Annotated in this window: 21 protein-coding genes and 1 pseudogene; 5 read left to right on the forward strand and 17 right to left on the reverse strand. The window is 37.9% G+C overall.

Annotation, left to right across the window (positions count from 1 at the left end; all coding sequences use genetic code 11):
* Window positions 1-24 precede the first annotated feature (24 nt).
* The 15 genes from ACFIKU_RS06555 to ACFIKU_RS06625 all read right to left on the reverse strand — a co-directional run bounded on the left by ACFIKU_RS06555 (window position 25) and on the right by ACFIKU_RS06625 (window position 15,614).
* On the reverse strand, window positions 25-1,623 hold the full coding sequence (locus ACFIKU_RS06555) for a BID domain-containing T4SS effector (protein WP_375657027.1): 1,599 nt from the start codon (window positions 1,621-1,623) through the stop codon (window positions 25-27).
* 10 nt (window positions 1,624-1,633) lie between these two features.
* Window positions 1,634-1,834 (reverse strand): hypothetical protein, encoded by a 201-nt coding sequence (locus ACFIKU_RS06560; RefSeq protein ID WP_375657028.1) that lies wholly within the window; start codon window positions 1,832-1,834, stop codon window positions 1,634-1,636.
* Window positions 1,835-2,886: 1,052 nt separating this feature from the next.
* A complete protein-coding gene (traG, locus tag ACFIKU_RS06565) occupies window positions 2,887-4,803 on the reverse strand; it encodes a Ti-type conjugative transfer system protein TraG (RefSeq protein WP_375657029.1) in 1,917 nt (638 codons plus the stop codon).
* A 156-nt stretch (window positions 4,804-4,959) separates the two neighbouring features.
* The gene (locus tag ACFIKU_RS06570; RefSeq protein ID WP_375657030.1) at window positions 4,960-6,594 is read right to left on the reverse strand and encodes a BID domain-containing T4SS effector; all 1,635 of its coding nucleotides are present in this window, start codon (window positions 6,592-6,594) and stop codon (window positions 4,960-4,962) included.
* Between the two features lie 10 nt (window positions 6,595-6,604).
* Complete coding sequence (locus ACFIKU_RS06575; RefSeq protein ID WP_273723692.1) at window positions 6,605-6,820, reverse strand: antitoxin VbhA family protein; 216 nt, start codon at window positions 6,818-6,820, stop codon at window positions 6,605-6,607.
* Window positions 6,821-6,886: 66 nt separating this feature from the next.
* The gene (gene virB11 / locus ACFIKU_RS06580) at window positions 6,887-7,957 is read right to left on the reverse strand and encodes a P-type DNA transfer ATPase VirB11 (protein ID WP_375657031.1); all 1,071 of its coding nucleotides are present in this window, start codon (window positions 7,955-7,957) and stop codon (window positions 6,887-6,889) included.
* Window positions 7,954-9,114: a type IV secretion system protein VirB10 gene (gene virB10, locus ACFIKU_RS06585; RefSeq protein ID WP_375657032.1), complete on the reverse strand. Its 1,161-nt coding sequence runs from the start codon at window positions 9,112-9,114 to the stop codon at window positions 7,954-7,956. Before virB10 ends, virB11 begins: the two co-directional genes overlap by 4 nt.
* A complete protein-coding gene (gene virB9, locus ACFIKU_RS06590) occupies window positions 9,107-9,973 on the reverse strand; it encodes a P-type conjugative transfer protein VirB9 (RefSeq protein ID WP_375657033.1) in 867 nt (288 codons plus the stop codon). The genes virB10 and virB9 overlap by 8 nt, the downstream gene beginning before the upstream one ends.
* Window positions 9,970-10,638 carry a virB8 family protein gene (locus tag ACFIKU_RS06595; RefSeq protein WP_375657034.1) on the reverse strand — a complete coding sequence of 223 codons (669 nt, stop codon included), beginning with the start codon at window positions 10,636-10,638 and terminating at the stop codon, window positions 9,970-9,972. The genes virB9 and ACFIKU_RS06595 overlap by 4 nt, the downstream gene beginning before the upstream one ends.
* The gene (locus tag ACFIKU_RS06600; protein WP_375657035.1) at window positions 10,628-10,942 is read right to left on the reverse strand and encodes a type IV secretion system protein VirB7; all 315 of its coding nucleotides are present in this window, start codon (window positions 10,940-10,942) and stop codon (window positions 10,628-10,630) included. The genes ACFIKU_RS06595 and ACFIKU_RS06600 overlap by 11 nt, the downstream gene beginning before the upstream one ends.
* A gap of 210 nt (window positions 10,943-11,152) precedes the next feature.
* Window positions 11,153-12,139, reverse strand: coding sequence for a type IV secretion system protein (locus ACFIKU_RS06605; protein ID WP_375642310.1), 987 nt, complete (start codon window positions 12,137-12,139; stop codon window positions 11,153-11,155).
* The gene (locus tag ACFIKU_RS06610; protein ID WP_375642297.1) at window positions 12,126-12,611 is read right to left on the reverse strand and encodes a type IV secretion system protein VirB5; all 486 of its coding nucleotides are present in this window, start codon (window positions 12,609-12,611) and stop codon (window positions 12,126-12,128) included. Before ACFIKU_RS06610 ends, ACFIKU_RS06605 begins: the two co-directional genes overlap by 14 nt.
* Complete coding sequence (locus ACFIKU_RS06615) at window positions 12,608-14,962, reverse strand: VirB4 family type IV secretion/conjugal transfer ATPase (RefSeq protein ID WP_375657036.1); 2,355 nt, start codon at window positions 14,960-14,962, stop codon at window positions 12,608-12,610. The genes ACFIKU_RS06610 and ACFIKU_RS06615 overlap by 4 nt, the downstream gene beginning before the upstream one ends.
* Before the next feature lie 22 nt (window positions 14,963-14,984).
* Complete coding sequence (locus tag ACFIKU_RS06620; RefSeq protein WP_212112790.1) at window positions 14,985-15,293, reverse strand: type IV secretion system protein VirB3; 309 nt, start codon at window positions 15,291-15,293, stop codon at window positions 14,985-14,987.
* The gene (locus ACFIKU_RS06625) at window positions 15,294-15,614 is read right to left on the reverse strand and encodes a TrbC/VirB2 family protein (RefSeq protein WP_375642298.1); all 321 of its coding nucleotides are present in this window, start codon (window positions 15,612-15,614) and stop codon (window positions 15,294-15,296) included.
* A 398-nt stretch (window positions 15,615-16,012) separates the two neighbouring features.
* On the opposite strand from ACFIKU_RS06625, the gene ACFIKU_RS06630 reads away from it, so the two are divergent.
* Entirely contained in the window at window positions 16,013-16,738 is a 726-nt protein-coding gene (locus ACFIKU_RS06630; protein WP_375642299.1) for a hypothetical protein, read from the forward strand.
* A gap of 1,046 nt (window positions 16,739-17,784) precedes the next feature.
* A complete protein-coding gene (locus ACFIKU_RS06635) occupies window positions 17,785-18,021 on the forward strand; it encodes an EexN family lipoprotein (RefSeq protein WP_375642300.1) in 237 nt (78 codons plus the stop codon).
* Between the two features lie 812 nt (window positions 18,022-18,833).
* Here the strand turns inward: ACFIKU_RS06635 and alr are convergent.
* Window positions 18,834-19,949, reverse strand: a complete 1,116-nt coding sequence (gene alr, locus ACFIKU_RS06640; RefSeq protein ID WP_375642301.1) for an alanine racemase — start codon at window positions 19,947-19,949, stop codon at window positions 18,834-18,836.
* Between the two features lie 1,106 nt (window positions 19,950-21,055).
* On the opposite strand from alr, the gene ACFIKU_RS06645 reads away from it, so the two are divergent.
* Entirely contained in the window at window positions 21,056-21,883 is an 828-nt protein-coding gene (locus ACFIKU_RS06645; protein WP_375657037.1) for a ferredoxin--NADP reductase, read from the forward strand.
* Between the two features lie 43 nt (window positions 21,884-21,926).
* Window positions 21,927-22,348, forward strand: a pseudogene (locus ACFIKU_RS06650) (ferredoxin--NADP reductase); the annotation flags it as partial.
* Here ACFIKU_RS06650 and eda read toward each other — a convergent pair.
* Window positions 22,327-22,992, reverse strand: a complete 666-nt coding sequence (eda, locus tag ACFIKU_RS06655) for a bifunctional 4-hydroxy-2-oxoglutarate aldolase/2-dehydro-3-deoxy-phosphogluconate aldolase (protein WP_375657038.1) — start codon at window positions 22,990-22,992, stop codon at window positions 22,327-22,329. The pseudogene ACFIKU_RS06650 and the gene eda overlap by 22 nt on opposite strands.
* Window positions 22,993-23,107: 115 nt before the next feature.
* Between eda and ACFIKU_RS06660 the strand changes: the two genes are divergently transcribed.
* Window positions 23,108-24,025, forward strand: a complete 918-nt coding sequence (locus ACFIKU_RS06660) for a rhodanese-related sulfurtransferase (protein ID WP_375642304.1) — start codon at window positions 23,108-23,110, stop codon at window positions 24,023-24,025.
* The last annotated feature ends 300 nt before the right edge of the window (window positions 24,026-24,325 follow it).

Below are 24,325 nucleotides of genomic sequence, written 5' to 3' on the forward strand. Positions count from 1 at the left end.
TGGAAGGCAAAAGTTCACGCGTTTTTAGCCGGTGAGAGCAAGCGATGAAGAGCGACTAACTTTCAAGCTGCGGGCTTGACATTGTACTTCTTGGGTGTTCTTTACAGTATTCGCAATTTCTTTTGCTTTGCTTTCCGATGTTCCAAGGAGGCAAGCTAGTCTGGTATAATCTTTTTCTTGTATGGCTTTACGATCTTCTGAGGAGAGACGATTGTGTAGTTGGCGCGAAAAGTGATGGAGTTCTTGTCGCAATGAATGAGAATGCAATAAAGCTTCCTTTTGTTGTTCTCTTGGTAAGGCAAACAGGTTTTGTAAATTTTTTTTAGGTGTTTCGACAGTGTGGCTCAGACGATTTTGTTCTCTTTGATGTTGCTCTAAAATTTCTTCTTTTGTTTGTTGTGTTATTATGGCATAATTTTTAAGGGCTTGGCTGAGTTGTGGAGCAGTTTGTTCTGCTTGTCTGCGATTTGGACTTTTCATGCCAAGTATTTTTCTTCCTGAAAGTTTAGAAATGGATTGAGGGTTTTGTAAAATCTCATCGGCAAACTGATTTCCTAAGCTTGGATCTGCCGTTAAGATATCCATTTTTGTCTTTAAGGCGCGGGCTTTACCATAAACGAGTTTTGATAAATTTTCGATTTGTTTTCGGCATGCTTCAACATAAGGATCATTTAAAGTTCTCGTGAATAACTCCTCATGGGTGAGAGGTGCTAATGTCTCTTTTGGGATCAGTGTTTCTTTTAAGCTTTGAACGTTGGTTTTTTGAAAGCAGAGGCGGGCACCGTTTTGTAATGTTTTGACGCGTTCTGGGGGGAGATCATCTTTGTGGCCAACGACGAAAGCACCTTCTACTTCCATAACAAAACCTTCTGCTGAAAAACCTCTAAAGATGCCGTCATAGGGGATCCCTTCTTTTGCGGCAACAACAATACGATTGTTAATTTCATCCAGTCCAGCATTTCTCATTTGGGAGATGAATTCTTTTAAAACAAGAGACTTTTGCGGATGCGTGATATCTTCAAAAAGATCTTTCATCGGTTGTGGATTGCTATATTGCATGGCTTCAATACAAGCTGCTGTCATGCGTTTTTTTGTGATGAAAGAAAAGTCAATGGTATGTCCTGCTGCTTGTCCAAGTTTTTCCATAAACATTCGATTTACGCGCCCATTCCCTTTTCTGAAAGGATGTGCGTGCTCAAGCGCCATAAAAACTTCAGCGGCATTTTCAGCAAATTCTTGGCGTGATAAACCTTTTAAATTGTTCTTCTCGCTCAGTGTTTTTTCGAGTTGTTTTAGTTCTTTTTTTATTTGTGGACCAATAGCAAAAGGAACTTCATAACCTTTGGGACGCATTGCCGGCATATGTGCAGAGGTGCCGTCTTCAAATGTAAAGAATGTATCGCGGGTTTGTCCTGCCCATTCAAAAGTTTTGTGGAAGAGGCTCCAGTGGATTAATTTTAAATAAGTGGAATCAAATTTTTGTGGAAGTGGTTCATGGCGAAAATTGACGGCTTCTCTGGCGGTATCATGGGCACAGCGCTCATACAGTTTTTGGGGGTCTTTTATGCCATATTTATTTTTAAGTGTTAGGGTACCTTTATATAGATAATTTTGCTCTAACATATAATCTCTCCTAGGTAGGGTGGTGGTTGATAAGCGTCTTAAACGCTACATGTGAAAAATTCCCCTTCGCGTATTCTTTTGAGATTTTTGGTGTTATGATTGGTCGTATTTTTCCCTCAAATGTATGAATGGTTGTATCAATCGTTTTGTGATACTTTTGAAATGTTTTTGGTGTGAGAAATGCTAAATGTTCTGTTGTGATTGTTTTCATGTATATTTTCTTTTTTCATTTACTTTTGGAAAGCTTTTCTGATGTTTCCTTATGTTTGTTATCTTGTATTGTAAAATACAGGTATTGAGGGCGCTGATATGAATCCCATGAGTGGACAGAAAATGAATTTTCTACAAATTGACTTTGGATAAAACCTTTGTTCTTTGAGGTGTAAGGAAGAGGTCAAAAAGAAAAAACTGCTTAAAATTGTTGTTTTTTCCTTTAACAAAGTTGTTTGCAAGAGCGCTTTGATGAAGATCGTGGATATGATGGGTGCAATCTCCCTTGGTTTGCGAATGGTGTTGGTCCTTTTCATACACAGTACTTAGAGTGGTGAATTTATAGGCAAAAGCAGTTATCAAGAATTTTTCTCCATGATGTTTTTCTTATTGCTCTACATGAACATCTTGTTTATGTGTTTTTTTAAAACAAAATGTTTTTTATTCTGTATTGTTGCTCTTATTGTATTGCGCTGCTGTAAGCTTAATAAGAGAGGAAACTCTTTCTTTGCTTAGGGAGAAAATCCTTTTTTCAGCGCTTTATCTTTAAAATAGAACACGTTATGATATCGTAAAGGGGGAAAAGCTTGTATAAGAATGATTTATTCATTTTGATGTATATCTTAAATGTTTTTGCGAAAAAACGATGTTCTTGAGTGTAGGTATTTTGAGAGTTCTTGTCTCAAAGATCAAATTTTTGTTTTTCTTGAGTCTTGAGATTGGTGATTAGCGTTGTGAAATGTTTTGATTGTTTGTAGGAGATAAATTATACACAAAAAGGCTTTGTAGGAATGTATTTACAGCCTTTCCCAAGTGGAGATGTTGATTTAGTTATTCGGTGATTTGAGGGGGGGGTATTTTTATAAAGACGATGGGCGCTGGTAAAACGATACACAAAATACAAAAAGAAAAAAACACGGATTTTCCTATCATGTTTTTCTTATGTGTGTGAGGAAGTGGTCAAAAACTTTTTGTTAAAGGGCTTTTAAAAAACAGAAATGTATGTTGTTTCTGTGGTTGTTCTTTTCATAATCAAGATCTCATAAGAGGAGGTTAGTTTTTCTTTTGTGGGGCAAAGCGGTTTTTTGCAGCTGCGGCTAACATTTCTTTTCTTCTGAAATAGATGGCGCGACCACATCGCAAAGGGGGGTGACCTTGCATAAGAATAATTTGTTCATCTTGACGCATTTCTTGAATGACCTCATGAGGTAAAATCAGGGCTCTTTGTTGGTAATTGACGTTGTATGAACTCTTTCCTAAAGATAAGCCTCTTGATTTGCTTGTTCCGGTTACTTCAACAGTCATTTGTCCACAGCGTTCTGAAATGTCTTTGGCAGTTTGGAAGTCTTTAATGGCAGCATAGCTGACAAAGGAGCAGCTTTCAAACCATGAACGTGCTCCAGCTTCTCCAAAGTGATTGACCAACTGACCAGAGGATTGATAAAAAAGCATTAAGGATATACCGTATTTACGTCCACGATCGCGCGCTTCTTCTAAAATATTCATATAGCCTAGAAGATCAACTTCATCTAGGACAAATAAAACACGCTTTTTATAGTTGCCGTCTGCTGTAACCATGGCATTGAGAAAGGCGCCAATAATCACACGTCCAATAGCTGGATAACTGTTTAAAATACTTGCGGGGAGATTGAGAAAAACATCTGTATTGCCATTTGCAATATCTGAGGAAAAAAAATCATCTCCGCAGACGAGATCTGCGTAATTGGACAAAGAAAGCCATTGAGTGTCTTTGGAGGCGGTTGTATAGACTCCTGAAAAAGTTTGCTCTGCCATTTCTGTAAAAATACCAACCATTTCACGAATAAAAGGAGAAGGTGTTGTTTCTTGAATCATACGTAATTGATTAACAACAGCTGTTTCTGATTGAGAGAGAATGCCACGCAATGTTTTTAAATTGCGCTCGCTGTCTTCATATTCATCAGAAAATATAACATGAGCAAGAAGAGCTGTTAAAAGATTATGGGCTTGTGTCGAGAAATATTCCGCTGAAGAATTGTCTGATTTTTTATCTGTAAGAAGCAACTTAGAAAAGCTTACAATATTCGCTTCGCGTTGTGTGCGTGGTACGCTATCGTCTAAAAGCCAATCGATGACATTAAAATTTTTTGTTAAAAATGAATTGGGATCGAGAACAATGACATTTCTATTTCCCATCTTTTGACGCGCAAATTTGACCATTGGGGCAACTTCTGTTGAAGGATCAAGACAAATAATAGACCCAGGATAGGTTAAACACGTGGGAACTACTGTACTTGTGGTTTTATAGCCACCAGAACCAGCAAAAAAGATCATATGGGTTGAACCAAAATCAAGATTAAAGGTTAGCAAAGGGGCTGTCCCACCCTTTCCCCATGTTGTTTTATTGCCAGGTGCAAAGGGAATTTTGCACACATTGTCTTGATCAACACGGTATCTTTCACCCACAACAATTTGCCCATTGGCAGGAAAGATTTTTGCTGCCTCCCTTAAATTCATCCAAGCTGCTTCACCAAAAACACCTTTTTTTGCACGCTTGACCTTATTTTTAGGTGGAGAGGTTGTTACGAATTGAATGATGGAAAGAAAACCACCAATGATGATGCCAAAGACAACCATGGGGTCCATGAATTGAAGCGCATAGCTCCACGTTATTCCTTGTTGACCAACATAGGGACTTAAACGTTTTATTTCACCACCAATGTAGTAAAGAGCGGTTGTTCCAAAAAAGACAACGGAGACAAAAGCGATTATTTTACGTAAGTACAGTTTTTGCGAGAGACTATACAACAATGAAACAGCAGCCGTTAGTGCTAAGACTAATAAAGGCTCAGAACGAAGAGTCCAATAAATTTGATCGCTCTTTAGTCCATTTGTTATAAATAACAAAAAATGAGGAACAAGGAATATCGTTAAAGCACCTAAAGCGATCGGTGTTAAAATAAGCACCATTTGTGTTTTGGTATATTTCATTATATTCTACTTTCAATTCTATCAGAACATGCTGCGAAAAGCTCTTTTTTCAGGTGTGTGATATTAAACTCTCTCTTTTTTGAAAAAGCACCGATAACGCCAAACAGTTTTCATTTCTTCCCCCTTTTCAATGAAGGTGGAAGGTTTTATCTATTCTCAGCAAGCCATAGCGAATGCTTTGGAACGGTGCATTGTGCATACTTGTGCTTGCTGGTGTACTTCTTTGGTTTGCTTAATAATTTGTGTAATTTGTTTGGCTTTATTTTCTGATACACCAATGCTTTGAGCCAATGTTTCAGAGTCATTATTTTGGACTGCTTTATGTTCATCTGGTGAGAGGCGGGTATTGATGTTTTTTACAAAGTCGGTAAGCTCTTTTTGAAGTAAAGGATTTTTTGTTAAAGCTTCTTGCTGTAATCCTTTTGGCAAGGCGAAGAGGTCTTGCAAGCTTTGACTTGGCATTTTTACCGTTTTTGCACGGCGATTTTGTTCTGTTGCATGTTCTTGAGTAATTTCCTTCTCAGCATGTTTGACAGCATGCGTGAAATTTGCAACGGCAGTACAGAGCATCTCAAGATGATTTTTAGCGTTTGCACGTGCCTGATTTTGTAGTCCACATAAACTGAAACCTGCAAGATGAGAAATAGAGTGCGGTGCTCTTTCAATCTGGTTGGCGAGCTGTTGGCCTAAGCTTGGTTTTTTGATGATTTCTACCATCTGTTTGTCTAATGTTTTTTTACTACCATAAACAATTTTTGACAATTGTTGGACCTGTTTTAGGCTTGCGTGGACACAAGAATCTTCTGCAACCATTTTGGCCTTTTCATTTTTTGTCAAAGGGGCTAATCTCTCTTCTGGAATGAGAATGCTTTCAAGCTCTTTTGTTTTGGGAACGGTAAAGGTAAATCTATCACCGGGTTTTAATGTTTTGAGTTGTTCTGGTGTGAGCTGTTCTTTATTCCCGATGATGTAAGCTCCTTTTACATTGCAGGCAAAGCTGTTAAGACCAGCACCTCTATAGGTGCCCGTGTAAGTTTCACCTTCCTTTGTTACCATAACAGGGCGATCATTCACATTGCGTCCAAGTTCTTTCATGCTGCTCATGAATTCTTTTAAAAGAAGTATTTTATTGGGATTGGAGATATCCTCAAACAGATGTTGCATAGGTTCTAGATCACCATTTTCTGCTACAGCAACACTGGCGAGCATCATGCGTTCTTTTGTGACCAGTGAAAAGTCAAGTTGATGCCCTGCTGCTTGAGCAAGCTTTTCAAAAAAGACCCGTTGTGTGCGTCCATTGCCTTCTCTAAAAGGATGAATTTGGTTAAGGGTGTTAAATAAGCTTATCGCTTCAGCGTTAAATTTCTCGCGCGTTAAGCCTTGCAAATTATCTTTTTCGGCAAGCGTTTGATCTAATTTTTGTAAACCGTCTTGGATTTCATCGCCGAGTGCAAAAGGATTTTCCCAGCCTGTTCTTTTCATTTCGGGCATGGCGGCTGTAGTGCCATCTTCAAATGTAAAGGGGAGGTGGCGAAGATGACCAGCCCATTCAAAGGTATTTTTAAACAACTGATAATGAATAGAGCATAGATAGGCGCTATCAAATTTTTCTGGTAGGGGATCTTCACGCAGATTAACCATCGCTTTTGCTGTATCATGCGAGCATTTCTCCAGAAAGGATTGTAAGTCTTTTATTCCATATTTATTTTTGAGTGTTGTGGTGTTTGGATAGACATAATGATGGGGAGAAACTGTCTGCATATTTTTTGTTTTTGCTTTGGCTTTTGGCATTGTGGCCTCCTTATAATGTCGTGTTGTCCATCAGAGTGTTAAATTCCTCTAGCGAAATATTCCCCTTTGCGTATTCTTCTAAAATTTTCAGCGTTTTGGAATGTAGCGTTATGCCCTCTATCGCATGGGTGCTAATGGCTGCTTCAACGGCTTCACGGCGTTGTTTTAGTTCTTCCACTGTCATCGATAAAAGATTTTCTCTGTTTTCTGTTGCTGTGGTTTTCATGCATTTTTCCTTTTGATGTACAATCGTTGCTTGAAAAGAGCCTTTGGCAGCCGGTGTGATCTTCTTTTAATCTCCTCCAAAGATGTTTCGTTGTTTGAAGGGATCATAATAAATTTCTGTGACCTTAAATTTTCCTTCAACTCGGTTGCATTGGATGATGATATCAATCATTGAAATCAACAGTCCTCGAATATCATCACGCTCTAAATCACCACCGCCTTCACTTTCTTTGACCAAAAGGGTCATTTGCTCAAAGGCTGCAAGGGCTGTTGAGGCATGAACTGTTGTAATGGAACCTGGATGACCTGAATTGACATTGCGGATATAATAAAAGGCTGTACCATCTCGAAGTTCTTGCAAAAGAATACGATCAGGACGCATCCGTAAAGATGATTCAAGCAATTCTTTGGGTCCAACAGAGGCTAAGCCTTGTCCATCTTTTGAATAGAACATTGAGACATGGTTAGGGTGCGGTATCACCAATTCTTGGGTATCTTCAATGGTGATAATACGCTCTTCTTGAGGGATTTTAGCAATTAATGCTTTTGATAATGTTGTTTTACCCGAACCAGTTTTTCCTGCAATTAAAATATTTTTCTGGCATTTTACAGCTTGATTTAAAAAGGAGACAAAGTCTTTATTACAGTAGGCATGAGCTAAGTTGTGCTCAATGATTTTGAGTTCGTTAAAACGAGAATGATAATCATTTAATGGCGTGAAAGATATCTGTTCACAGAGCGAGAAGAGGCCTTTATTTGCCAGCTCTTCGAGAGAAAAACTCTGCGATGATGGTTTACGAATTGTCATACTAATCGTGTCTTTTTCGACAGCCGGCGGAATGACAATTTGAATACGCTCATTTCCTGGTAGAGTTGCAGATAATATTGGGTTTTTATCGGATATGTTTTGCTTGGAATAGGACGCGACAACTTTCGCAATCCCCATAAGCTCATTAAAAGAGAGAGCCGGTGCTTCTATTGTATTCCATCCATCAAACCCTTCCGTCATTACTTGATAGGGACGATTGATAACAATTTCGAAAAGACTATCATCTTTCAAAAAAGCACTGATGGGTTCAAGCTTTGTGAGAACAATCGCAACGGTTTCATCGCTCATGGTATGTAAATTTGAGTTCATTCTAAAGTTACCGCCGAATTTTTGTAAAAGTTTCTTGAAACAGCTCGATTGATAATTTGTTTTTTGTTTTCGATGACTTTCAATTTATAAACACTGGAAAAATCTAAATCGCGGGCAACAAAGATATTCACCATTTCCCCTTGGTTTTTGGATAATGTTGGAGGAATATTGGCGTAATTTTCTACGAGAATGTTTGCGATGTTTTGTCCTGAAGAGATTGTTTCAGTTTCTTCTTTTTCTTGTTTTTTTGATAAATGTTTATTGGCATAGTTTGTCGCATCTTTTATCAGGGAGACAAGAAGCGCAGACCCAATCCTCTCGAGCCAATGGTTATCAATATCTCCATCCATACCAGAACGCCCTAAACTGTCTGTTGCAGGTGAAGCTAAGGATATAATGATACCATTAGGGGTTTTTGCTCTATTCCATAGTACAAAGAGACGTGTTTGGCCTTTTTTCAAGCCGGCGCGATATTCACCAACAATTTGGGTGCCTTTATCAAGAAGGACAACACGACCATTGTCTGATAAGATATCTCTGGAGACGATACAACTGGCAAAACCTTGTTGATCACTGTTGATGGCTGTTTCTAAAATACAAGGGATAGAAGTTCCCATCGCGATGATGTAGTTTCGATTGCCAAGGGTTGAAGCACGAATACCTTCAAGCACTGTGGGTTTGAGAAGATGATTAAAACGTTGTGTCGTTTCATCAGGTTTGCTTGCAAGTTGGTGAGGCAAAGCACTATTATTTGTTTGTGAATCTATTTTGCCTTGTTGTGTACTTGCATAAGCTAACACAGGAGCACGTTGTGCTGCTTCCAGCAGTGAGTTATCAGAATTTAATTGATTGATGTTTGGTGTTGGTAGCTCGACTTTTGGTAATAGAGCGTTATTTCGTTGGGGTTGTTCAAAGGGGGGAGGGGTAGGCTTTGCAGGGCGAAAAAGCTCTGTTTGTTTTATAACTTTTCCTTCTTTTGAAGATTCAATTGGTTGTTTTTTGTCTGTAACAAGTGTTGAATAGGCTAAATAAAGACAGACACTGAAAAGAATAATAAGAGCAATAGCTTTCCCCACATTGTTCTGTTGACTTTTTCCTTGAGCATTTTTTATTGTATCGCGATCATTAATGCTTTTTTCATCCACGGTGTTATTCATGGCTGCTTCCTAGGTTCACTTTACGTTGTACAGATGGTGATGTCGTACCTGTTTCAGGGTTAATTCCTTCTGGTACGAACCTTTTATTAAAGATGCACAATACTTCATTCCCACGCCGTAGCGTGAATTGTGCAGCGGTTGCATGAACAATAACTTTGTTGCCTTTAATCGATTTGGGAATAAGAGCTTCTTGTCCATCAGGCGATACAATATAAATGGCAGGGATTTCAATGTTGCCTAAAAAGGTAAAGGTTGTTGTTTTCCCATTATCATAGACAGAAGCAGGTTCAATGAGGGATGAGCCTTGGGCTTCATAAGCCCAATTGCGTGGTCCAAAATCTTCATGGATATTTAAAATATCATTGACAAAGTTTTCTTCACGTTGTTTTGCTTTTTCTATTTCGGCTAATTTCTTACGCAAGGCTTCATCTTCTGGATAACGAAACTTTACCAAGAAATACGTCTCATTACCGGCTGAAACATCGCCTTCACGGACTTGCAGCTCGAATTGATAAGAGCGTTGTGTGCCATCTTGGCGGCTTGTGACAATTTGTAAATTGGTCACAGGTTGCACTTCACGTGGCTTGAGAAAAACAAAGTGACCAGCCGGCGCAACTTGCCAAGCAACGGAATTTCCAATTCCTACATAGGTCACGTTTTCATCATCGGCAAATTCCAGCTGAACTGAAGAGCGAATGGAGCCAATGATTTGTACGACGTTGTAAGGGTCATAATTGACAAATCTGATGCGGTTATCTTTACGTGCACTGACAGGCGCTGTTTCCGCAAATGAGAGGACTGTGTGAAAGCTGAGAGTGATCGTAAAAATTAAAAAGATTGTTTGTAAAAGTCTGATCATTTTATCACCTCTGGATCAGATCTATATTCTGATACTTGAAAACCAAGTGGGTTGATGAGACGATCAGATGTTGAAATATGTGCGTTTACGTAGGAAAAATTTAAGATTGAAATCCAATGGGAAATATTTTCTTTTTCATTCAAGTCTCTGATCGTTTTATAGTAACGAACTTGGATAAGATCTTTGCTTATAAAAGAGATTGATTTGATTGTGACCGTAGCAATCATGTTATGATAAATATTTTGCGGACTTTCTGGATTATTGCCCGCGTACCATTTTGCAAAACGGTTTTGTTCTTTTGGAGAAGATAAAAGAGAAACTAAGCGAAAATTGTTTTCTGCTTCTGATGCTTGAAAACCTTCCCGGGCACGAACATATTGGCTGGCAAAATAACGCGTTATCGCTTCATCATAGTCGTTAGGGGATTCTTTTAAGGCGCTTACAGTATCAATAATGCCTGTTGAGTTATCCACGCGGATAACAAAAGGCTCTACCGTTTTCAAAGGCGTCAAAGCTGCGACAGCTAAAGCCAGCGCAATCGTCATCAATCCAAAAAGCACTGTTAAAGCCATGGAAACTTTCATCCGCACGCGCATGCTATGCATGCGATCAATGTCAAATGACCGCGCTTCTTTTATGTATTCTTCAAGGGCATCACTTTTCACGTATCACCTCCACAGTTTTATCAGATCGTGCTTCATGAATAACCGGCTTTAATAAAGCTGTATTGAGTGCCAAATTGGCTGATGCTTTTTCATTTTCCAAAGTATTGAGAATGATGGGAGTGGTAACAGGCTTTATGCTATTTTCTGGGTGGACAACGTTTTTATTGTCCCAATTCCACTTATCTTTATTTAAAGCACGTGTATGTTTGCCATTACAGCGTGGTGGTTTTTTAGGGCCACTCAAAGAGGCGCAACCAGTAAGAGCGATTGTTAGGACCATAACAAAAGTTATTTTTCGTTTCATTTTTTGAACTCACAAATATCTTGGAATACAATGCATGAGAGCCTTTATTTGGGGCACTTTTACAAGTTTATGTGATGCAAGATTTTGATTGGTTTTGTTGTAAGATCCAAGATGTTAGATCTTATCTGGAACAGGGTCATGGTGCGTGCGCCAAAGGGCGCACGCAAGGAAAAAACAAAAATGCTTATTCTTTTAAAGAGGTGCTTTATCTTAAAACCGACCACGACCACCTCCAGATCTTCCTGCTTTTGCCGCCGCACCTGCCGCACCTTTAGAAGCGTTACCGGCAGCTCCTGCGATTTGTAAAGTGGCACTTTTTATTGCGTTACCACTCGTTCTTGCACTATTGGAAAGCATTGTGAAAACCTGTCCTCCTGAAGAAACACCAGCATTAAAGTATGGTCCGCCAGAGGACAGCGCTGTTGCAATACCGGGAAGCGCACGGAAGATAATAACCCCTATGATCGAAATGACGATGACAGGGGGGAAAAGAACGTAGATTGATTCATATGAAACTTTGAGAACCTGTAGGATAACTTGACATATAATTGTTCCAAGCATGATCACGAGAACTTGTAAAATGGTAAAATTGATCAAAGTTGTAATCCATGCATCGGTGTATTTTCGCGTTGCATTAAACAAATATAAACTAATGAATAGAGGCCCAAGACCTATAATCATGACGAGTGCAACTTGTGCAAACATTTGCACAATAAAACCACCTATACAAAAAAGAATAACGGCTAAAAGCATGATAGAACCAAGAAGACCCACAATGATCTTTTCAAAAAACCAAGCATTGTATAAGACCTCTTGATAGCGCGAACTTGCTTTTAACAAAATATAATCAAAAACATTGGAGCTTGCAGGATTGCTGTTAAGCGCATTCCCAATAGCATTGGATAAATCATTGAAGAAAATATCCTTGACATACGTATTAAATGTATCTGCATTCGTTGCCATTGTTGTTACAACAACGATTTTAACAACATTATTAAGAAGACTATGCATAGAAAGTGCAACGCGACCCGTCATAACATTATAGCCATAAAGAAAGATAAAAATGATTGCGGCGAGATTTAAGGGCGCTGAAATAGCAGAAGATAGCCCACTCACCGTTGTGTCCATCACATTATCTAAGGGGTTTAAAATATACCCAGAAACGCTTTCAAAAGGAGAAAAACTAAAGTCTGACATTTGTACGCGTACTTTCAAGTTTTTCTTTTAATTGTTTTTCTTTTTCTTTTAATTGTGCCTCAAGATGTTTATGCTTTTGTTGTTCCTTTTCTTCACGCATTTCGTCTTTTGTTTTCGTATCTCTTGCCTGAATCATATCAAGAGACTGAAGTTTTAAAGAAGCCACTTGAAGATCGGCTTGAAGAAGGACAAGTTTTACTTGAAGCTCTTGTCGAAGGATTTGCAATTCTTCAGGTTTTGTGTCTGATTTTGATTTAATATTTTCAAGTTGTTGACTTATTTCTTTAATTTTTTTTGCAGTATCTGTTGCAGTCTTATAAACGGTTTCAGCTGTTTCTGATTTTGCAGCATCTAATTTTTGTGTATTCTCGAGTGCTTGTTTATAATATTCATCGGCATCGGGTGTCGTTTGTGATATTGCATGAGAAATAAAAGAAAAAGATAACAGTGTAACTAAGCCATATTTTTTCATTGATTTTTTCTCCTTCGATAAAATATGGGCAGCCATTTGTTTGGGTCAGCTCCATATTCGTTGATAATTTCATTCATGAGTTCAATGTTTTTTGTTGTGCCGCTTAAAACGGCGATCTCATCATTCATTCCACGTAAGTTAAGTTCTGCAACGACGGAACTTTGTCCTTGTTTGATGAGAAAACGGCGAGATTCTCTGCTTAACTCTGACTGTATCAGTTCAAATTCACGCTCAGTAAGTTTGAAAGCTTCGACATAATCATTGTAATTTGCTTTTTGATTTGGAAAAAATATTTGGGTGGGGCATTGCTCAATAATTGTGTGCGCGATTGTTGAGTTCAAAGCATCTTTAGGGCTTTGTGTTGCAAAGAGCATCATGCCATTTTGTTTACGGATTGTTTTGAGCCGATCTTGCGCAAAAGCTTTGAATGAATCATCTTCCAAAGCTTTCCAGAATTCATCAACGACAATAATGATGCGTCGCCCATCAATCAAATCAAGAATACGGTGAAAGAGATACATCATTAAGGGGCGCCGAATTTCTTCATTGTCTAAGAAATCGGTCATGTCATATCCAATGAACTGGGCATTTAAATTGAGATCATCTTGATCATTATCAAAAACCCATCCTAAATCATTGCCCCTGATCCAGCGTTGTAGCCGTATGGCAATCCCTTCTTTGGATGTGTTGTCAAAAAACAGTTGAAGGGCCCCAAGAGAGCGCTGGTTTTTTGGTAAGTTTTCCAAGGAATCGATGGCTTTGGCGATATCTTGTCGCTCTTCTTCTGTTACGATTTGCCCTTCAGCGGTCACCAGCTTTAAGATCCAATTACGAAGAAAGATCTTATTTTTTTCAGTGTATTCCATGCCCTTTAAGGGAGCAATACCCGTGGGTTGTCCATTTTTTAAAGGTTTATATTTCCCTCCTCCAGCTCGTACAAAGATCTCTGCTCCTTGATCTTTGTCAAAAAAAACCATTGTTGGATTGTGCTTTTGTAATTGTGCAAGAAGAAAATTGACAATCACTGTTTTACCAGATCCCGATGGACCACAAACAAACGTGTTGCCAAGATCGCCATAATGAAAATTAAAATAGTAAGGTGAACCAGCCTGTGTTTTTAGTAATGCGACAGCAGCGCCCCAAACATTGTCGTTCAGTTTGCCAACGGGGAAAGAATGGAAGGGCGATAAAGCGGCAAAATTTCTGCTGGTAATGGCGCCTGAACGCGCACGATAGCTAAAGTTTCCAGGAAGCTGTGCCCACCATGCTGCCTCCAATCCTAAATCTTCTCTGGCAATCACGGCTCCCCCATTGGTTAAATGGGCTCGTGCTTTTGATAAGTTCTCAGTCAATATTTTTGGGTGATCAGCAAAAACAGCTAAAGAAATGTGATGTTCACCCAAAACAAAACGGTTTGATTCTAAATCATCTAACGCTTCATCTAGTGCATCAATTTGTGAACTAGCACGGTCAGCCGCATTGATCATTTGATTTTGTTTGCGGCTCATAATCACACTGGCGGCTGCCTTACTTTTAAAGACAAAGGATTGTGTTAAAATGAATTCAAATGGTACCGTAAGCAGACCATCGGTCATACCAGGGCGTGTTTTAGAAGGGTATTCTTTCCATCCAAACATACCCACAAAGCGTTCATTGCTTTCATGGCGAATTTCGATAATTTCTTTCCCAAAAATAACACGATCCGAGTAAATCGTTGAAGCAATAGTTCCAAAGGTGAGAGGAATACGTTCACGTCTTCCCCCCACTAGCTGGTGGAGAAATTCACTTTGTTCGGAAAATAAGATACCTTCATGTTCATAGATTGATAGCAGACGGACTTCATATTCTTCCAAACCTTGCATAAGATCTTGACTTAACTCTTCGAGTTTACGAATAGCTTCCTCATCGGGTTCAGATTGTGTTTTCTTCGCTTTGCTCAAGCGCTGAAAAAATGAAACCAGCTTTTCTGTTTTATCCGCTGCCGGATTCCAAAGCAGTGAAATAAACAGATCATTTCTATACAGTTCTTGCGAAACCATTTTCTTTTTATATTTTTCATCTAATGTTGTTGCAAAAGATGAAAGAAAATGACCTTCTGGGTATATCGTTTCACGGCGGCGGATGATGTGAGAATATAAAGCAAGCCGTTCGTCTGCGATATTTTTTAAAAGGGTGTTTAATTGGTTGTGTAAAGAATTTAATTGATCAATATCCGCAGTGTCAAAATTTATACCCTCAACAGCCATCACAACCATTAAACAGCGTGAATTTAAAGCAACGACATGTTGGTTGATGTAGCGTATATAGGGAATATATTCTTCAGGCAAAGTTTCCCGTTTCATTATTGACATCTGTTTCACCAGCTTCGTTCCTTCAGCTTAGTTCCTTATAAGTGCGGATAAGGCGCAAGGGGGAGGTCGAACCTCCTCCCCATCGGTTGAGATTTTTTTGTTTTCCTCGGGTATTGAGCCATGCAAATAATACGCGAAATTGGTTGTGGTCATACTTTGTCACTTCTCGCAAAATAAAGTGCATCCCAATCCCAAGACCAAACATGGTAAAATCACTCGTCAAAATAAAAAGAATGGATGTCGCCATGACATTAAGCGCCATCGCTTCCATTGTAACACCAGCAAACATGGCTGGGCGCGTACAGGCAAGGAAAAGAGTATCTTCGTTCATTTATGTTGTGCCCGCTAATTTACCGACAAGAGTAGGGGCACCAAAAACAATAGCAATCCCCAGAACACAGTAAGCTGCTTTGCGTAAATCAATAAAGCCGTACATCCAGCCAATCCCCACAGCAGCAACACATATAATTGCAATGAGCCTTGCCGTTGGACCCGTCATCATTGTGACAATGTTGTCTAAAACACCATCGAGCTTCCCGAAACCACCTCCACCAGCAGTAGAAGCAGCATAAGAAAGATCAGATACAAAAACTGCCGTAAAAAGCAGCATGGTTACGATAAAAATGATGTTTTGGAATCTATTATCTGTCATTTTACCTCTCTTTAACAAATAATATTTGTTCATATGTCGACATTCCATTGCCTCTAAGAAACTGAAGAATGCTGTCATTTGATGACAGTTAAATTTTCCTCATTTATTTGTTTTAAAAGCCTTGATAGTGGATCTGTTCACTCTCAAATTCTTTTTCTTAAAGAGACAGAAGTCTTTTCAAACTGCGATTGTGTTACATGAAAATGGCAATTTTAAGTTGTATATGTTGGTAAAGACAATAATATTAAAACAATGCAAGAAGGAATGTTATTCTTTACAAAATGTAGTTAATATGCAACACAGATATTTGAATTTTTTCTTTAAAAACAATGGGATTGCTGATAAATAATGTGAAAGGATAGAAAAACAATGAACTTTTTGAGCGAGCGTGTTAAGAAATGCTATTTAAATTGATTGTTATTGTTTACATTATGGGTTCCATAGTGTGGGGATTAAGTCAATATAAAGATAAAATGGATTTCAGCATTCTTAAAACATTTGAGATGCAAGATATCCAAGATATTGTCCATCTTTATGGAGAAGAAAAGAAGTTGGGCAAATCTACCACCAAACAGCAATTAGAAAAAAATGAACCAGCTCTCGATTTGCAGAAGAGTGTTTCATTAAATGATGTTGCAAATAATGCTGTTGTTTTTCATGGTAAGGCCTCTGTTACAAGTGGGGTTACATTTAAATTACTGACGCCTGCTGCACAATCTTGGCGCTCATATATCACCCGTGATATTCATCTTTATGGTGTAGACACATGTGCACCACGCCAAAAAGCAAAATTAAATGATCAAGAATGGCCTTGTGGTGCGGTTACAACGGCTTGGCTTGTCACCAAAACACTTGGGCAGGATTTATCCTGTAAACAGGCTCTGATGCACAATGGTGTTTATTATGCGCAATGTTTTGTTCAAGGGGTTGATTTAGCTGAGGCAGGTCTTACAGAAGGTATGTTGGTACTCTCAAAAGAGGGGAAAAATCCTATTCCAACCCAGTACCATCATGCAGAAGAAAAAGCACGCAACAACAAGATCGGTCTTTGGTCAAGTGATTTCACTGAACCTTTAAAATGGCGGCGAGATAATGGGTCTTACAATCCCTTTGCAAATCCGTGATTGGTTTTAACGAACATATTTACTTAAATCTTTTATAGAGAAAACTTTATCAATAAAATTGCACCAGAGCATAGGGCAAAAGACTATGGGGCAAATTTGAATAAACCGTGAGATTATTTTCGTTTGTGAAGTAAATGGATGATACTTCCCTTTTCGAGGGAGGTTTGCTCTCAAAATCGCTTCTCTGTTTTTACTTATGTGTTTTATAAAAGCAGAAAAACTTCATTGTTGGTGGCAAAGCGTTTTTGAGTATTTGTGTTTGAAGGAGAAAGTGAGATGATAAAAAAACGCTTAAGAAATGGATTTTTAGAGCGAAGTTGAAAAAGTAAAAAATGAACAGACCTCAAAATGGGATAACGTTTGATATAACGGATAGCATATTTTACAGTGCCTTAAAAGAATTCATAGCAAAAGTTTTTTTCATCAGAATTTTGTCTTCAAGATTGGATCACATTTTTTTACTTTTTTAAAAGTGATCACTCTGTTTCATTTCTTGAAAAGCTTTCATAATTATCTGCTTTTAAATTCAGACTCCTAAATGATGGATGGATTTTAAATAGACTCTATACGAAGAAATCTTCGTAAAAATGATTTGCATTGTTTATTGCTTTCATAAAATGTTTTTATTTAAGCATTCGATGGGGAAATAATAATCAACATACAAATAGGTAAAAAAAAAGCTCATACTTTTTTGTAATGGCTTTTTCGTCCATTGATCGTGATACTGAGCATTATACTCATAGGCTTTCTATAGGGCGAGGGGCGCGGCTCCTATTGCAATGTCACTATTTGAAATCAGTTGGACAAAACATGAGTGCGCCTTCTGATTTCGTCCTTTTTACTCAGTTTAGGCTTTTTCCTTCTCATTGTATTTTATGACAAACTGATACGATAGCTGTTGTTAGCTCTTCTGGCGTTATTTTACTTTAGAGTGTTCATTTTGAAAGCAAGCATGTGATAGTAAGGATGTATTCTCATATAGTATGAAAATTAAAAACCCATTTAGGGGATGATGTTAACAGATAAGGTATTTAAAGAGGGGTAAAATGAAAAAAATTATTTTATTATGCACAGCTCTATTATTCGTAGTGGGGTGTGAAAAAACCTATAGCGTAGAAGATTTTAAGAAAGATACAAAATTAAGGGAAGAATGGGGAAAGAAGTGTTTTCTTTCAGGACAAACTGTTAAGGAATCTAAAAATTGTCAAAATGTCTTACAAGCAGATACTGAAATGTTTTTCTCGCCAAAGCTTGATTCTACAGACCGTGGTCACGCGTTTTAACGATCATGAATCTTAACAGTAAAGTATGATATAAAAATTCTAAAATAAAGAAATTACGGCTCAACGAATAGTTGCTTCTTTAATTTTTATAACGGAAATTTTTGTCATTTTTCATCTTTCAGGTGAGCTTCCAAAATTATATTTGCAATCCTATTGTTTGTTCCAACGTTGTTAGATTGAGGATTATGATCACGAGAAAACTGGATAGCATTGTCTTATAGAAACAGCCCTTAAGGAACCCAAGCCTATTTCATGGCGGTGTTTGTGAGTGGTATAATGGTAAAGCCTCATAATATAAAATCTATTGTGTTCCACTATCTTTACACTTTTAAAGTAAAAAGGGGCACCATCATTCACTTTGCCAGCGCCTAATGGTATAGCGCACGGCACTTGAGATGGTTCATAAGAGGGAGTATTCTTTTCTTAAATCATTTTTATCTACACATAGTCCAGCTTGTGGTATGCAAGCGAATGATTTTGATTGTTTCACTATGAACAAAGCTGAAAATAAGAGAAACTTACGAGACTGGATGTTTTGTTTAATATATAGAAAATTAATATTTTGGTTTCATTGGGCAATTAATTTTAAAAACTTTGCAATAGATTCTTTTTTGTCAATTTATGGAGAAAAGGCTAAGTTTTTGTATTTTGAGTGAAAGCTACTTCCATAAAACAGTTCATCAATTTGTCTATTTTGAGATTTCTGTGAATGTGCGGTGTCTTCTATGTGATTGATTGTTGTAAAATCTTTCGTAAAAGCCCCTCAATTTTCTAAAATGATGATTTTTATCAATTTATTTTTTAAAGAGTTTTTATGTGTAAATGTATTTATAGCGGGAGCCAAGAGATGTTAGAATTTCATTGGGAAGGGTACCGGCATCTATAGATACTTTTTCAAGTGTTTGATGGGGTCCAATGAGTTCTACCCAGTCACCTGTTTGAGGTTTTTGATCAAGATCGGTCGTATTTACAATAATGGAATCCATAGAAACCCGCCCAACCATGGGAAGTTTGTGCCCGTTGAAATAAACTGTTCCTTTATTCGAAAGAGCACGGAGCCAGCCGTCTGCGTAGCCTACAGAAATGGTTGCAAGAGTGCTTGGTCTGCTGGTTATAAAGCTTTCTCCATAACCAACAGGTTTTCCTGCATCAACAACGCGGTTTTGAATGACTTGGGCTTCAAGTTTTAAAACAGGCTTCAGAGGTGATGGGTATTTCCCTCGCGGATCAACTCCGTAAAGTGCAATGCCTGGACGAACAAGATCAAAATAAAAATCTGATCCTAGAAAGATACCTCCAGAATTAGCAAAGGAAACTTTGCAAGCAGGCAATTGCGCAAGGATGGTTTTTAAAGTAGCCAATTGTGTATAATTGGATGAATGCGTTTTGTCTTCTCCATTCGCGAGGTGACTGAGAATATATTTTATTTCTGCTTTTTCGAAAATTGTAGGGTGTTTGATGAGTTTTTGTAATTCTTTTTGATCCAGTCCTAATCGGTTCATATGGGTATCGATTTGAACAATTGCTGGAAATTTTTTATCTTTTTTTTGACAAATTTTTTGCCAATTTTCAATGGCATTCCAAGAGTTTAGAACAGGAACAATACCAGATTGTGCGACAAACTCTTCTGCTAAGTGTGGAAGTCCATTCAGAAGAGCAATCGTGACATGTGATGGTAAAATGCTTTTTAATTGGAGTGCTTCTATGATTTGGGCAACAAAAAAAGTGCGACAACCAGCTTGATAAAGGGCAGGAGCAATTTTGTGAGCTCCTAATCCATAGGCGTTTGCCTTTACAACTGCTGAACATTGTGTTGGAGCTACACGTTTGGCTAAAGTGATATAATTGGCAACAATGGCACTGACATCGACGGTTGCTACAGCTGCATAGAGTGATGTATCTATTTCATCATTAACGGATTTTTTCATTTTAAAAGCTTATCTGTGTTCGTGAAATACGGAGTTTTTTGGTTATTTCATTGAGATTTTTTACGATATAGGGAAAGGCACTATTTGCTATGGTCAAAATCATAAGGAGCCTATACTGAATTATGCACCATTAAAGTCGTTTTTTGATGTAAAATGGTACTCTGGATATAAGAGATATTTTAGTTTTATTTGTGTTATTAGCAACACGGTATCTTCTAATAATTTGTAAAACATAGACTTTTGTTTTTTACTTATTTTCCCTAGTTGAGGCATATAAAAAATAAAACATAGTTTATTGTATTGTATCATTTTGAAGAGTGCAAGATTAGGCTGTTGTTGCTGGGGCGATTGTTTTGATTAAATATTGCATTGGCTGCTTATTTCAGAGAAGGTGAAATGATTTAATTACCCACTCTAAATCAATGCATTACAAGTTTTTTTTATCATGAGGGGGAAGATCACTCATCTGTGCAATTTGGGATGTCGTCTCATACACTTAAAGTTATTTCGTTAAATGGAAAACAGTGTATAAACACTTTCTGATACATTAAAAACTGTTGATTTAGAAAACCCGTTGATTTGGATATTATTTGTTTTCAAGCTAGATTAGCTATCCAATATTTACGTTCTGTCGTTTGATTGGTTTTAAGTGAAATCAATTTTATCGCTTATAGAGCGCGTTAGATTCATTTATTTATGGATATTTATGGAAAGAGCAGTGTAAAAAGGTCCGTAAGGAAAACAATAGATGTAATACCGGAAATCTTGTTGAAGATTCGTGCGGTTATCATTCAATCAACAAAAATTTTATCTCTCTTATTTGAAGGTTTTGGATCATAAGTTTTGTTAAGTGAGAAAGTGTTATAGCGTTACAATAGAAAAATATGCATTATGTGTTAAAGGGGAAAAGAGCTCCATGACTGTTTAATACTCAAAGTTTTTGTTTTTCTTTGAATGTTATTTGTATCCGCATTTTCCTCATTCGTTTAATAAAGTGTTAATCTTGAGGTTTTTGTTTTAAGAAAATTGTTGGCAGATGGTTATGCAAGTACTATATCACGTCAAGGATTCAAAATTTAACGTTCAATAAAGATATGGGGAAGAGTATGAATACGTCTGCTACCAATGTTCCGTCAAACATCAGCAGCGTTGCAAATTTTCCGATTCCTGAGAATGTGTTTGCTCTTACTGTCCAAGAGGTTTGTCACTATACAGATCGGTTATTTAAATTCCGTTTGAATCGTCCGGACAGTTTTCGTTTTCGTTCGGGTGAGTTTGTTATGATCGGTTTGCCAAATGCAGAAAAGCCGGTTTATCGCGCTTATTCGATTGCAAGTCCTTTTTGGGATGAACAGCTTGAGTTTTTTTCGATAAAAGTTCCAGGGGGGCCTTTAACCGAGCATCTCCAAAAAATTAAAATTGGTGATACAGTTCTCATGCGTAAAAAATCTACAGGAACACTGGTTCTTGATGCTCTTATTCCTGGAAAACGTCTTTATCTTCTTTCAACTGGGACGGGGATTGCTCCTTTTGCAAGCCTTATTCGTGATCCTGAAACTTATGAAAAATTTTCAGAAGTTGTCCTTATTCAAACAACGCGCGAAAAGAATGAGTTAATTTATGCAAAAGATCTTGTTTCCTCTTTGCAACAAGATCCACTCATTGGAGAGTATGCACAACAGTTGAGATTTTATCCTATGACTACTCGTGAAGCTTCTGAGCATATGGGGCGTATTACGACTGTTATGGAAAGTGGAGACTTTTTTGAAACAACGGGCCTTCCTAAGATTCATCCTGATGAAGATCGGGTGATGATTTGTGGTTCCATGGCAATGTTAAAAGATTGCGCAAGGATGTGTGAAAGTTTTGGTCTTGTTGAAGGGGCCAATAATGCTCCTGCTACTTATGTTGTTGAGCGCGCTTTTGTGGAGTAATGAGTGGGAAAGTTGATGCTTTAGCTTCTTTCAAAGCGGTACGGTGGTTCCTTTTGCAAGCCTTATTCGTGATCCTGAAACTTAGGAAAAATTTTCAGAAGTTGTGCTTATTTAAATAACGCGCGAAAAGAGTGAGTTAGTTTATGCAAAAGATCTTGTTTCCTCTTTGCAACAAGATCCTCTCATTGGGGCATATGTACAACAGTTGAAATTTTATTTTATGACTACTCGTGAAGCTTCTGAGCCTATGGGGCGTATTACAACTGTTATGGAGAGCGGGTGCTTTTTTGAAACAAGCGGCTTTGAAACAATAGCACTTCCCAAATTTCATCTCGCTGAAGATCGGGTGATGATTTGTAGTTTTATGACAATGTTAAAAGATTGAGCAAGGATGTGTGAAAGCTTTTATTTTGTTGAAGGGGCTGATGTTCTTGCACTTTACATTATATTGTAGAAAGAGCTTTTTTCGAGGGAGAGGGAAGTTGTGATGCAGTATATGCTAATGCAGTAATCGAATCCCAATCACTTATTGCAATGAGTTGTTGGGGCGCTATCCAAGAACCACCAACGCAGAAGACGTTAGGCAGTTGGAGCCATTGTGTTGCACTTTTTTGTGTAATACCGCCTGTTGGGCAAAACCGGATATCAGAGAAGGGAGATGCTAAAGCTTCGATGAAGGAAATACCTCCAGCGGCTTCAGCTGGGAAAAATTTAAGATATGAATAGCCTTTGTTTAATGCTTGCATGAGTTCACTTGGGGTCATTGCAGCGGGAAGAAGGGGAATTTCACTATTTTTTGCACAATTGATTAATTCATTGGATAATCCGGGGCTTACAATAAACTTGGCTCCAGCTTGTTCGGCTTTTTCGTAATGTGTTGTGTTGAGAATTGTTCCGGCTCCAACAATTGCTTCAGGGACTTCTTGTGTAATTTTCTGAATTGCTTTGAGGGCATTTGGTGTTCGCAAGGTGATCTCAATTGTTTTTAACCCGCCTTTGACAAGAGCGCGAGCTAAGGGTACAGCACTTTGTAGATTGTTAATGAGCAAAACAGGTATAACAGTTTGTCCTTGGAAATATAATAAAAGCTTTTCTCTTTTTTGGCACATGATATTTTTTCTTCTTGAAGATGATATTATTTATATCGTTTGATTAAGCACAATATGTTAAAGAGTACATGAATAAATCTTGAAATTGAATGAAACGCACGTTATGGCAAAACACATGGAAAAGAATTTTAAAGTTGCTGCACTTTATTGCTTTGCAGATTTGAAGCATTATCATCAATTACAAAAACCTTTGCAGGATTTATGTCAAGCAAAGGATATCAAAGGCACTCTGCTTTTAGCACAAGAGGGAATTAATGGAACGGTTGCTGGTTCTTGTGCTGCGATTGAGGCATTGGTGGACTTTATTACGGCTGAGCCAGCGTTTCAAATGCCAGAGATTAAATATTCATGGGCATCAAAAATGCCTTTTCATCGCATGAAAGTGCGGTTGAAAAAAGAGATTGTGACAATGGGGGTTGAAGGGGTTGATCCGCTAAAAGTTGTTGGTACTTATGTGGATCCTGAAGATTGGAATGCTCTTATTCAAGATGAAGAGACAATTTTGATCGATACACGTAATGATTATGAATATGCGATTGGAAGTTTTCAAGGAGCCATTGATCCGCAGATTAAAACATTTCGCGAATTTCCTGAATGGGTGCTCAAGAACGAAGCTGATTTAAAGAAGAAAAAGAAAATTGCTATGTTTTGTACAGGCGGTATTCGGTGTGAAAAATCAACAGCTTATGTTCGTGAGCTTGGTTATGAGCAAGTATACCATCTAAAAGGAGGTATTCTAAAATATTTAGAAAAAATTCCAAAAGAGGAAAGTCTATGGTGGGGTGAGTGTTTTGTTTTTGATGAACGTGTTTCTGTTCAACATGGTCTTGAAGAATGTGGACGCGAATTATGTCGCGCGTGTCGTTCCCCTATCAATGCTGAAAGCAAATTATCGCCTCATTATGAGGAAGGTGTTTCCTGTGATGCTTGTTATAACACGCGTAGTGAAGCCGATAGAGAGCGTTTTCGTGAGCGCCATAGGCAGTTTCAATTGTTGAAGTTGCGTGCAATTGATGCTCATCAAGGGACATAAGGATATCGCAGTGTAGGGCTTTAAATTGTGACCTTTTTCTCTTAAATTTAAGAGAAAAGCGTTTTTTAATATTGGTAAAAAATATTTTATAAGACCGGATATTATTCGGTCTTTTTGTCTATGTTAAATTATTTGATTTATAAATGATCATTATAGATTGTTCACTCTCCTGACATTTTATAGGATTGAGTTTTCAAATACTTTTCATTTTAAAATAGAAGAGCCGTTTACCAACAGCGCAGGGAAGAGAGATTTATAGCTTAAGAGAAATGCGTATGCATAAGATGTGATTAAATAAGT

The organism is Bartonella sp. CM120XJJH, from assembly GCF_042194715.1.
Lineage (GTDB): Bacteria > Pseudomonadota > Alphaproteobacteria > Rhizobiales > Rhizobiaceae > Bartonella.

Coding starts and splice junctions, on each gene's coding strand:
- ACFIKU_RS06600 (WP_375657035.1), bottom strand. CDS start 10,942: ATGAAACGAAAAATAACTTTTGTTATGGTCCTAACAATCGCTCTTACT.
- ACFIKU_RS06620 (WP_212112790.1), bottom strand. CDS start 15,293: ATGAACGAAGATACTCTTTTCCTTGCCTGTACGCGCCCAGCCATGTTT.
- ACFIKU_RS06605 (WP_375642310.1), bottom strand. CDS start 12,139: ATGTCAGACTTTAGTTTTTCTCCTTTTGAAAGCGTTTCTGGGTATATT.
- ACFIKU_RS06575 (WP_273723692.1), bottom strand. CDS start 6,820: ATGAAAACCACAGCAACAGAAAACAGAGAAAATCTTTTATCGATGACA.
- ACFIKU_RS06570 (WP_375657030.1), bottom strand. CDS start 6,594: ATGCCAAAAGCCAAAGCAAAAACAAAAAATATGCAGACAGTTTCTCCC.
- eda (WP_375657038.1), bottom strand. CDS start 22,992: ATGTGCCAAAAAAGAGAAAAGCTTTTATTATATTTCCAAGGACAAACT.
- virB10 (WP_375657032.1), bottom strand. CDS start 9,114: ATGAATAACACCGTGGATGAAAAAAGCATTAATGATCGCGATACAATA.
- ACFIKU_RS06610 (WP_375642297.1), bottom strand. CDS start 12,611: ATGAAAAAATATGGCTTAGTTACACTGTTATCTTTTTCTTTTATTTCT.
- ACFIKU_RS06660 (WP_375642304.1), top strand. CDS start 23,108: ATGGAAAAGAATTTTAAAGTTGCTGCACTTTATTGCTTTGCAGATTTG.
- alr (WP_375642301.1), bottom strand. CDS start 19,949: ATGAAAAAATCCGTTAATGATGAAATAGATACATCACTCTATGCAGCT.
- ACFIKU_RS06645 (WP_375657037.1), top strand. CDS start 21,056: ATGAATACGTCTGCTACCAATGTTCCGTCAAACATCAGCAGCGTTGCA.
- traG (WP_375657029.1), bottom strand. CDS start 4,803: ATGAAATATACCAAAACACAAATGGTGCTTATTTTAACACCGATCGCT.
- ACFIKU_RS06560 (WP_375657028.1), bottom strand. CDS start 1,834: ATGAAAACAATCACAACAGAACATTTAGCATTTCTCACACCAAAAACA.
- ACFIKU_RS06635 (WP_375642300.1), top strand. CDS start 17,785: ATGAAAAAAATTATTTTATTATGCACAGCTCTATTATTCGTAGTGGGG.
- virB9 (WP_375657033.1), bottom strand. CDS start 9,973: ATGATCAGACTTTTACAAACAATCTTTTTAATTTTTACGATCACTCTC.
- ACFIKU_RS06555 (WP_375657027.1), bottom strand. CDS start 1,623: ATGTTAGAGCAAAATTATCTATATAAAGGTACCCTAACACTTAAAAAT.
- virB11 (WP_375657031.1), bottom strand. CDS start 7,957: ATGAACTCAAATTTACATACCATGAGCGATGAAACCGTTGCGATTGTT.
- ACFIKU_RS06625 (WP_375642298.1), bottom strand. CDS start 15,614: ATGACAGATAATAGATTCCAAAACATCATTTTTATCGTAACCATGCTG.
- ACFIKU_RS06615 (WP_375657036.1), bottom strand. CDS start 14,962: ATGTCAATAATGAAACGGGAAACTTTGCCTGAAGAATATATTCCCTAT.
- ACFIKU_RS06630 (WP_375642299.1), top strand. CDS start 16,013: ATGCTATTTAAATTGATTGTTATTGTTTACATTATGGGTTCCATAGTG.